Raw genomic sequence first — 8,524 nt, forward strand, 5'->3', positions numbered from 1 at the left:
CCCGCCCCGTCCCCTGCGCACTGTCCCCAAGGGGCCCGTCCCGGCCCCGTTCCCCACCCGAGGCTGCGTACTGATGCCCACTCACCCGACGATCCCCAAGGGGGCGAGCCCCCGATGAGCCTCGGCCCGGACGGCCCGCCCACGCGCACCCGGCTCCCCGAGTCCACGGCCGGCACCGGCGTCCCGGCGCGCCGCCCCGCGCGCTCCGGGCGCAGCCTCGTCACCGTCGTCGGCGTCGTCGTCCTCCTCATCGCCGCGATCGCCTTCGTCAACCGCGGCGGCGACCACGGCGGGGAAACCGCGGGCTCCGGCAACGGCAACCGCGCCGCGGGCGGCGGCACCGCCCCCCAGCCCACCGCCGCGACCGGCACCCGCCCGGTCGACGGCAAGTCCGCGGGCATCCCCACGGGGTACTCCCGTACCGACCAGGGCGCGCAGTCCGCCGCGGCCAACTACGCGGTGGCGCTCGGCTCCGACGGCATGTTCACCGCGGACCGGCGCCACGCGATCGTCGCGGCGATCCACGCCCCGGACGTCGTCGGCCGTCTCCAGGCCGACCTGGACCGGGCGTACTCGCCGAACTTCCTGCAGAACGTGGGCCTCAACGAGGACGGCAGCGTCCCGGACGGCTACACCTTCGTCTCCCGCACGATCCCCGTGGGTTCCAGGGTGACGGAACTCTCCGGCGGCAGCGCCACCGTGGAGGTGTGGTGCACCGGACTGGTCGGCCTGGCCGGTGAGGGATCGACGAAGCCGGTGACCCAGACGTGGTTCACCATCACCGAGCAACTCACCTGGGCCGACGGGGACTGGAAGATCGAGTCGTCGGGCCAGAAGGAAGGCCCCGCCCCGGTCAACGGCGACAACCGGGCGGCGAGCGCGGACGAGATCGCCAACGCGGTCGAGGGATACGGAGGTTTCACCTATGCCCGGTAGCCGCCTCCGCCGTGCGCTGTCCGTCACGGCCGTGGTCACGGTCGCCCAGACCGCGCTCGTCCTGGCCGCCTCCCGTGCCGCGGCCGCCCCCTCGCCGACGCCCAGCCCCAGCGGCACCAAGAGCGCCTGCGACTACATCGTGGGCCAGGCACGCGACTACTGCGAGAACGGCGACGGTTCTGGCGGCCACACCCCCTCCGTCGTCGATCCGCTCGACCCCCTGTCCTCGCTCGCCAAGGGCTGCGCCGACGCCGCCGCGTGGGTCATCGACGGCCTGTCGAAGGCGGTCACCAAGACCGCCGCCGTGGACTTCACCAACAAGGCGTTCCTGACCCAGTACGCGGTCGTCTTCGCCGCGTCCACGTTCCTCACGCTGCTGCTGTGGCTGCTGGCTGTCGCCAAGCGCGCCGTGCGCGGCGTGCCGCTGACCGAGGCGCTGACGGAGGCCGTCGGCTTCCTGTGGCTGACCGTCATCGCCTCCGCGTTCACCCCGCTGATCCTCTACACCGTGGTGTCCGCCACGGACGGCATCACCGAGGTCATCGCCTCCGGCACGGCCGCCAACACCGATGTGTTCTTCGGGTCGTTCACGGACGCCCTCACCAAGGGCTCCGACATCGGCGGCGGCCCGATCATGCTGATCGTGGTCTCGCTGGTCTCCGTGCTCGCCGCCGGCGTCCTGTGGCTGGAACTGGTGATCCGGGCCGCCCTGCTGTACGTCGGCGCCCTGCTCGGCACCGCGGTGTACTCCGGCCTGGTCGACAAGAACATGTGGCACCACGTGCGCCGCTGGGCCGGGATCATGATCGCGGTGATCCTGGTGAAGCCGGTCATCGTGATCGTGCTGGGCCTGGCAGGCGCGCTCAGCGGTTCCGACGGGCCCACCGCCTTCGGCGCCGTCGTGTCGGGCCTGGCCATCATCCTGCTGGCCATCTTCGCCAGCGCGATGATCTACCGCTTCGTCCCCGGTTTCGGTGACGACGTGGCCAGCCTGCGCAGCAACCGCAAGGCGAGCTCCGAGTCCCAGGCGGCCGCCGTCATCTCCTCGCCGGCCGCGCTCGTCAAGCAGGGCATCAAGACCCACAGCACCCGCGGCGGCGGCCAGGAGCAGCCCACGGGCGGCGGCGGAGGCCAGCCCGCCAACACCGTGCCCAGCGGCATCGCCGCCCACAGCAGCCGGAACGGCGGCTCGAACGCCCCGGCCCCCACGCCGTCCCCGCGGACCAACCCCGACCGCGGCAACGGCGGCAAGAGCACCACAGCAGGAGGCGAAAGCCGGTGACGTCCCAGCCCTATGCCGCCCCGCAGCAGCGCCGTACCTATCTGATCGGCAAGGCCCGCCCCAACGCCATCGTGGGCAAGAACCGCGAGACGGGCGAGATCGCCCTGATCATCGCGGGGGCCTTCCTGGGCATGATGTCCGGTCTGCTCATCCCGATCCTGCCGCTGCGCATCCTGGGCCTGACGGGCTGGCCGCTGCTGGCCTTCGCCGCCGTCTACATGCCCTACCGGCGCCGCACCTTCTACCGCTGGTTCGAGATCAACCGCACCTACCGCCGGACGCTGCGCTCCGCCCCGACCTACCGCTCCGCGGCCCTGGAGGCGGGCACCCGGCTCGACGGCCGGGAGGTCGAGATCGGGCCGCCGCCGGGCATCGGGCGCATCACCTGGCTGTCGGCCCCCTTCGGCCCGGACGAGATCGCGGTCCTGCTGCACGTCGACCGCCGCACGGTCACCGCGGCCATCGAGATCGAGGGCCCCGGCGTCGGCCTGCGCGACAGCGAGGACCAGGAGGCCCTGGTCGACCGGTTCGGCACGCTGCTCAAGCACGTGGCCAACGGCGACGGCTTCGTCACCCGGCTGCAGATGCTGGCCCGCACGCTGCCCGCCGACCCCGACGCGCACGCCAAGGACGTCGCGCAGCGCGGCGACGAGCACGCCGAGCAGTGGCTGAAGGACTCGTACGAGCAGCTGCAGTCCATGGTGTCGACCTCCTCCGAGCAGCACCGCGCCTACCTCGTGGCCTGCATGCACTACAGCCGCGAACTGGCCGCCGAGGGCAACGCCATCGCGCGCGCCGCCGGCGCCGGCCGCAAGGGGCTCGACAAGGACGCGGGCATCGCCGCGGTCATGGCCCGCGAGCTGACCGACATCTGCGCCCGGCTCACCGAGGCGGACATCCGCGTCCGGCAGCCTCTGGGGCAGGCCCGGCTCGCGTCCCTGATCCACTCGATGTACGACCCGGACCACCCGATCGACCACATCCAGGCGATGACCCGCCGCAACGCCTGGCCGGCCGAGCTGGACGCCACCGAGCCCACGTACCTCCAGGCCAAGACCCGCGAGTCGGTCACCCGCGCCCCCTGGTGCCACTCCACAGCGTGGGTCAAGGAGTGGCCGCTCACCCCGGTCGGGGTCAACTTCCTTGCACCGCTGCTCGTCCACACCCCGGACGTGATCCGCACGGTCGCCGTCTGCATGGACCTGGAACCCACCGACGTCGCCATCGAGCGCATGCTCACCGAGAAGACCAACGACGACGCCGACGCCAGCCGGGCCGCCAAGATGAACCGCGTGGTCGACCCCCGCGACATCGCCCACCACAGCCGTATCGACCAGCGCGGCGAAGACCTCGCCTCCGGAGCCGCCGGCGTCAACCTGGTCGGCTACATCACGGTCTCCTCCCGCTCCCCCGAGGCACTCGCCCGCGACAAGCGCACGATCCGCGCCGCCGCGGGCAAGTCGTACCTCAAGGTGGAGTGGTGCGACCGCGAGCACCACCGGGCGTTCGTCAACACGCTTCCGTTCGCGACCGGCATCCGCCGGTAGCCGTGAGGACGAGCATGCGCCCGTGCGCGCTTGACGCCCCGCCCGCAGGGGCGGGACCAATGGGAAGGACGACAGGGACAACGATGCCGAGCCGAGGCCCGCGCCGCGGGCGCGACGACGACCGCTGACGCCGAGGAGGCGCTCCACCCATGGCCATGCTGGACCCCCTCGCAGCGATCACCGACGCCTTCACCGGCTTCCTCTTCGGCAAGGTGGAGAGCACCCGCCTCCCCGTCCGCACCTCCACCGGCCAGGCCCAGGCCGTCTACCTGCCGACCGCGGCCCCCGGCCTCGGCGACTCCGGCGTGATCATCGGCCGCGAGGTCTACTCCGGCAAGGGGTACATCTACGACCCCTTCCAGCTGTACGGACAGCAACTGCCCGCCCCGCACTGGCTGGTGCTCGGCGAGTCCGGCAACGGCAAGTCCGCCCTGGAGAAGACCTACGTGCTGCGGCAGCTGCGCTTCCGCGACCGCCAGGTCGTCGTCCTGGACGCCCAGGGCGAGGACGGCGTCGGCGAGTGGAACCTGATCGCCAAGGCCCTCGGAATAACTCCCATCCGGCTCGACCCGCTGGCCGCCCTCGACGGCGGCATCAAGCTCAACCCGCTCGACCCCGCGATCGCCACGACGGGCCAGCTGGCCCTGCTCCGTACGATCATCGAGGTCGCCATGGGCCGCGGTCTGGACGAACGTTCCGGCTTCGCGCTCAAGGTGGCCCACGCCTACGTGCACGAGACGGTGACGGACCGCCAGCCGATCCTCACCGACATCGTGGAGCGGCTGCGGCACCCCATGGAGGACTCCGCCGACTCGATGAACGTCGACCTGGAGGACGTCCGCGCCTGGGGCCTGGACGTCGCCCTGGTGCTCGACCGGCTCGTCGACGGCGACCTGCGCGGCATGTTCGACGGCCCGACGACCGCCGGCATCGACCTGGACGCGCCGCTCATCGTCTTCGACCTGTCCCACATCGACCGCAACTCCATCGCGATGCCGATCCTCATGGCGATCGTCGGCGTCTGGCTGGAGCACACCTGGATCCGCCCCGACCGGAAGAAGCGCATCTTCCTGGTCGAGGAGGCCTGGCACATCATCAACAGCCCTTTCGTGGCCCAGCTGTTCCAGCGCCTGCTGAAGTTCGGCCGCCGGCTCGGCCTGTCCTTCGTCGCCGTCGTCCACCACCTCTCCGACGTCGTGGACGGTGCCGCCGCCAAGGAGGCCGCCGCCATCCTCAAGATGGCCTCCACCCGCACCATCTACGCCCAGAAGGCCGACGAGGCCCGCTCCACCGGGCGGGTGCTGGGCCTGCCCCGCTGGGCGGTGGAGATCATCCCCACGCTCACCCCCGGCATCGCCGTCTGGGACGTCAACGGCAACGTCCAGGTGGTCAAGCACCTCATCACCGAGTCCGAACGCCCCCTCGTCTACACCGACCGCGCCATGACCGAGGGCTCCGTCGACTACGGCGAGGACCCGGACGAGGGCGAGCCACGGGTCTCCCTCGACAAACACATGGCCGACGACGCGGTGGCCTGAACGGTGGCCTGACCATGGCGAGACAGCACCACAGCGGCCAGGAGCGCGAGGGCGGGATCCCCGACGGGCTCATCCTCGGCGTGATCGGCTTCCTGCTCGGCATGACGATCCTGGTGTGGACGGGCACCGGGATAGCCGGCTTCCTGTCCCACGGCGCCTGGCCGGCCGACGTCCACTTCACCCGGACCCCCCTGGCCATGCGCCACCTCATCGCCCAGCCCCACGACATCGCGGGCGCCTGGGCCCCCGCCCCCCTGGCGGGCCTGCCCGGCTCGGGCCTGTTCTGGGGGGTCTTCATCGGGCAGCTGATGGTGCTCTTCGTGCTCACCGTCTTCGTCATGGGCGCCATCGCCCGCACCCGGCTGCGGCACGCGGCCCGCCGCGCCGCCGCCAAGGCGGCGGCGACAGTGCCCGCGCAGAGCTCCCCGGCCGCCGCACCCGTCACGGCGCCGGTACCGGCCCCGTCCCCCGCGCCGGACCCGCCCGTGAACCTGCCCGTGGATGCCGCGCCGGTCCGCGCCGAGCCCCCCGCGGCCGCCGAGGTCTCCGTCGACCGCGAACTCACCCGCACCTACGCCGCCTTCGCGACGCACCGCGGCGACAAGGGCAAGCGCCTGGTCCAGCCCGCCGTCCTCAACGCCGCGGGCCCGGTCGTCGTCACCACCGCCGACCCCGACACCTTCCGCCAAACCGTCGGCAACCGCGCCAAGCTCGGCCCGGTCCACGTCTTCGACCCGGCCCACCTCGTCGACACCCCCGCCCGGCTGCGCTGGGCGCCCCACACGGGCTGCGAGGACGTCCCCACGGCCGTCACCCGCTCCCGGGCCCTGCTGTTCCCCGTACGCCCCCGTGCGAGCCTCGACGCGGCCCTGTACGACGCGGCCGAGACCCTGCTGCGCTGCTGGCTGCATGCCGCCGCCGTGGACGGCCAGCCCTTCCGCCAGGTCCACCGCTGGGCGGGCGGCACCAACGGCCAGGACGCCGTACGCATCCTGCGCACCCACACCCGGGCCGCCTCCGGCTGGAGCGGCGAGCTGGAGTCCGTGCTCCACGCCCACGCCGACCGCCGCGACGCCGCCCAGGCCCTCGTCCACCGCGCTCTGGAGTCGCTCAACTCCGTGCACATCAGGGACGCGTGCAATCCCGGCCGCGCCGACTCGCTCGACGTGGAGTCATTCCTGACGGATCTGGGCACGCTGTACGTGGTGGGCGAACCCAACGAGGACCCGCGAACCCACCCGGGTGCGATGCCGCTGCTCACCGCACTCGTCTCGAGCGTGGTCGAGCACGGCCGGCGCATGGCCGCGAAGTCACCCGCCGGTCGGCTCGACCCACCACTCACCCTCGTCCTCGACGACGTCGCCGCCCTGGCACCGATCCCGGAACTCCCGGACCTCCTCGCCACGGGCGCAGCCGGCGGCCTCCCCACCCTGGCCGTGCTCCGCTCCCCCGAGCAGGCCCGCGACCCCTGGCGCTCCCCCGTCTGGCAGCGCGCCGATGCCCGCCTCGTCCTCGGCCCCCAGCCCCCGGCCCTCCTCGACGAGATCCCGGACGCGGTCCTGCTGCCGTAGGGCCGGCCGCCGTTCGCCGCACGCCCGTTGATAGCGTCCCGCCCGTCCCCCGCGCATGCGAGGAGGACCCGGGTTCGCGACGACAACATCGAGGTGTGCATGAGATCGGGCAGAACAGCCGGCATGGCCGTACTTGCGGGTGCGGTAGCCCTGGCGGCGTTCACCGCGCCGGCGGCGCAGGCCGCGGCGACCGGCGTCACCGTCTCCAAGGCCGTCGTCAACGGCGGCAAGCCGATCGTGGTGGGCACCTCGCAGGTGGTGACACCCTCCACGTCGTACCACTTCACCCTCCCTGCCGGATACAGCACGGCACATCCGGAGCGCTACGCCGTCGTTCTCTTCCTCTACCACGGCACCACCGCCGACAAGGGCGCCAAGGCCGGAGGGATCTACTCGAACTTCGAGGACTGCCTCGAGGACGGCACCCGTGCATGGAACTGCAAGGGTGAGCTCTACATCGAACCCCGGTACCGCCTGGACTCCGACAACGACGCCACGACCTGGAAGATCGGCGCCTCCATACGCCTCTTCAAGTCCAACGGCACGCTCGCCGCCCAGGAGTACCGGACGGTCGCGGGCAGCGTGCAGGTCAAGCGCCAGGCGAAGGCCACGGTCAACGCCGCGCCCGAGCCGGTGAAGAAGGGCGGGACCATCACCGTCACCGGCAGCCTCGTCCGTGCCGACTGGGTGAAGCACTCGACCACGGGCTACGTCGCCCAGCCGGTCAGGCTCCAGTTCCTCAAGAAGGGCGCCACCGCCTACACCACCGTCAAGACCGTGAAGACCGGCACCAAGGGCGCCCTGAAGACGACCGTCAAGGCCTCTGTCGACGGTTCCTGGCGCTGGTACTTCGGCGGCACGCCCACCACGGGAGCGACGGCCTCCGCCGCGGACTACGTCGACGTGCGCTGACCCGCACACCCCCGCACATCGACGACAGCGGGTCGCGGACTGCGGCACCTTCAGCTCCGCGGCCCGCGTCCCGCGTCCCGCCGCTACGGGCGGTCCAGCGCCATCTCGTACTCGGTGCGGGACTCGTCCAGCGGGAACGCCATCGTCCGCCCGGTCCTGACGAATCCGAGCCGCTTGTAGAAGGCCTGTGCACGGTGGTTGTCCTCGTGCACCCACAGCCGCACCCGCCGCACCTCCGGCAGTCCCCACGACCATGCGACGGCGGCCCCGAGCAAGTCCGCGGCCGGCCCGTCGCCCCTGAACTCCGGCCGTACGTACACCCCGACCAGATGCGTCTGCGGCACGTCGTATTCGGCGCCGGTCTCGACGAGCACCGCGACATTCGCCACCCGCTCGCCGGCCTCGTTCTCCGCGATGAACGACTGCGTCCGCGCCCGTTCCTGCCACACCTCGTCCGGGAAACCCGCCTCGGTCTCGTAGGTGCTGACGAACGCCACCGCACTCACGGGGTCCTTGAGTGCTTCCAGCCGCAGTGCCCGCTGGGCACGCCATTCATCGGGACGGGAGGCTCGTATCGCATAGTTCGTCATGGCGTGATGGTACGCAAAAAAGCCTCAACCCCCGAGCATGAGCTCGGGGGTTGAGGCTGAAGAATTGTTCGGCGGCGTCCTACTCTCCCACAGGGTCCCCCCTGCAGTACCATCGGCGCTGAAAGGCTTAGCTTCCGGGTTCGAAATG

The 8,524-nt window shown here is 71.8% G+C and carries 7 protein-coding genes and 1 rRNA gene; 6 read left to right on the forward strand and 2 right to left on the reverse strand.

The features are described from left to right. Positions 1 to 114: 114 nt before the first annotated feature. From ACIP64_RS38385 to ACIP64_RS38410, 6 genes are all read left to right on the forward strand, one after another. A complete protein-coding gene (locus ACIP64_RS38385) occupies positions 115 to 936 on the forward strand; it encodes a hypothetical protein (protein ID WP_401596637.1) in 822 nt (273 codons plus the stop codon). After that, positions 926 to 2,218, forward strand: a complete 1,293-nt coding sequence (locus tag ACIP64_RS38390) for a hypothetical protein (protein ID WP_401596640.1) — start codon at positions 926 to 928, stop codon at positions 2,216 to 2,218. Before ACIP64_RS38385 ends, ACIP64_RS38390 begins: the two co-directional genes overlap by 11 nt. Beyond that, positions 2,215 to 3,765, forward strand: coding sequence for an SCO6880 family protein (locus tag ACIP64_RS38395; RefSeq protein ID WP_401596643.1), 1,551 nt, complete (start codon positions 2,215 to 2,217; stop codon positions 3,763 to 3,765). Before ACIP64_RS38390 ends, ACIP64_RS38395 begins: the two co-directional genes overlap by 4 nt. Positions 3,766 to 3,920: 155 nt before the next feature. After that, positions 3,921 to 5,303 carry an ATP-binding protein gene (locus ACIP64_RS38400; protein WP_401596656.1) on the forward strand — a complete coding sequence of 461 codons (1,383 nt, stop codon included), beginning with the start codon at positions 3,921 to 3,923 and terminating at the stop codon, positions 5,301 to 5,303. 14 nt (positions 5,304 to 5,317) lie between these two features. Further along, positions 5,318 to 6,874: a type IV secretory system conjugative DNA transfer family protein gene (locus tag ACIP64_RS38405; protein WP_401596645.1), complete on the forward strand. Its 1,557-nt coding sequence runs from the start codon at positions 5,318 to 5,320 to the stop codon at positions 6,872 to 6,874. Positions 6,875 to 6,997: 123 nt separating this feature from the next. Next, positions 6,998 to 7,786: a hypothetical protein gene (locus tag ACIP64_RS38410; RefSeq protein WP_401596647.1), complete on the forward strand. Its 789-nt coding sequence runs from the start codon at positions 6,998 to 7,000 to the stop codon at positions 7,784 to 7,786. An 83-nt stretch (positions 7,787 to 7,869) separates the two neighbouring features. Here the strand turns inward: ACIP64_RS38410 and ACIP64_RS38415 are convergent, their stop codons facing one another. Then, positions 7,870 to 8,376: a GNAT family N-acetyltransferase gene (locus ACIP64_RS38415; protein WP_401596649.1), complete on the reverse strand. Its 507-nt coding sequence runs from the start codon at positions 8,374 to 8,376 to the stop codon at positions 7,870 to 7,872. 66 nt (positions 8,377 to 8,442) lie between these two features. Next, a 5S ribosomal RNA gene (gene rrf / locus ACIP64_RS38420) occupies positions 8,443 to 8,524 on the reverse strand; the annotation flags it as partial.

This window comes from Streptomyces sp. NPDC088733, assembly GCF_044751185.1.
Classification (GTDB): Bacteria; Actinomycetota; Actinomycetes; order Streptomycetales; family Streptomycetaceae; genus Actinacidiphila.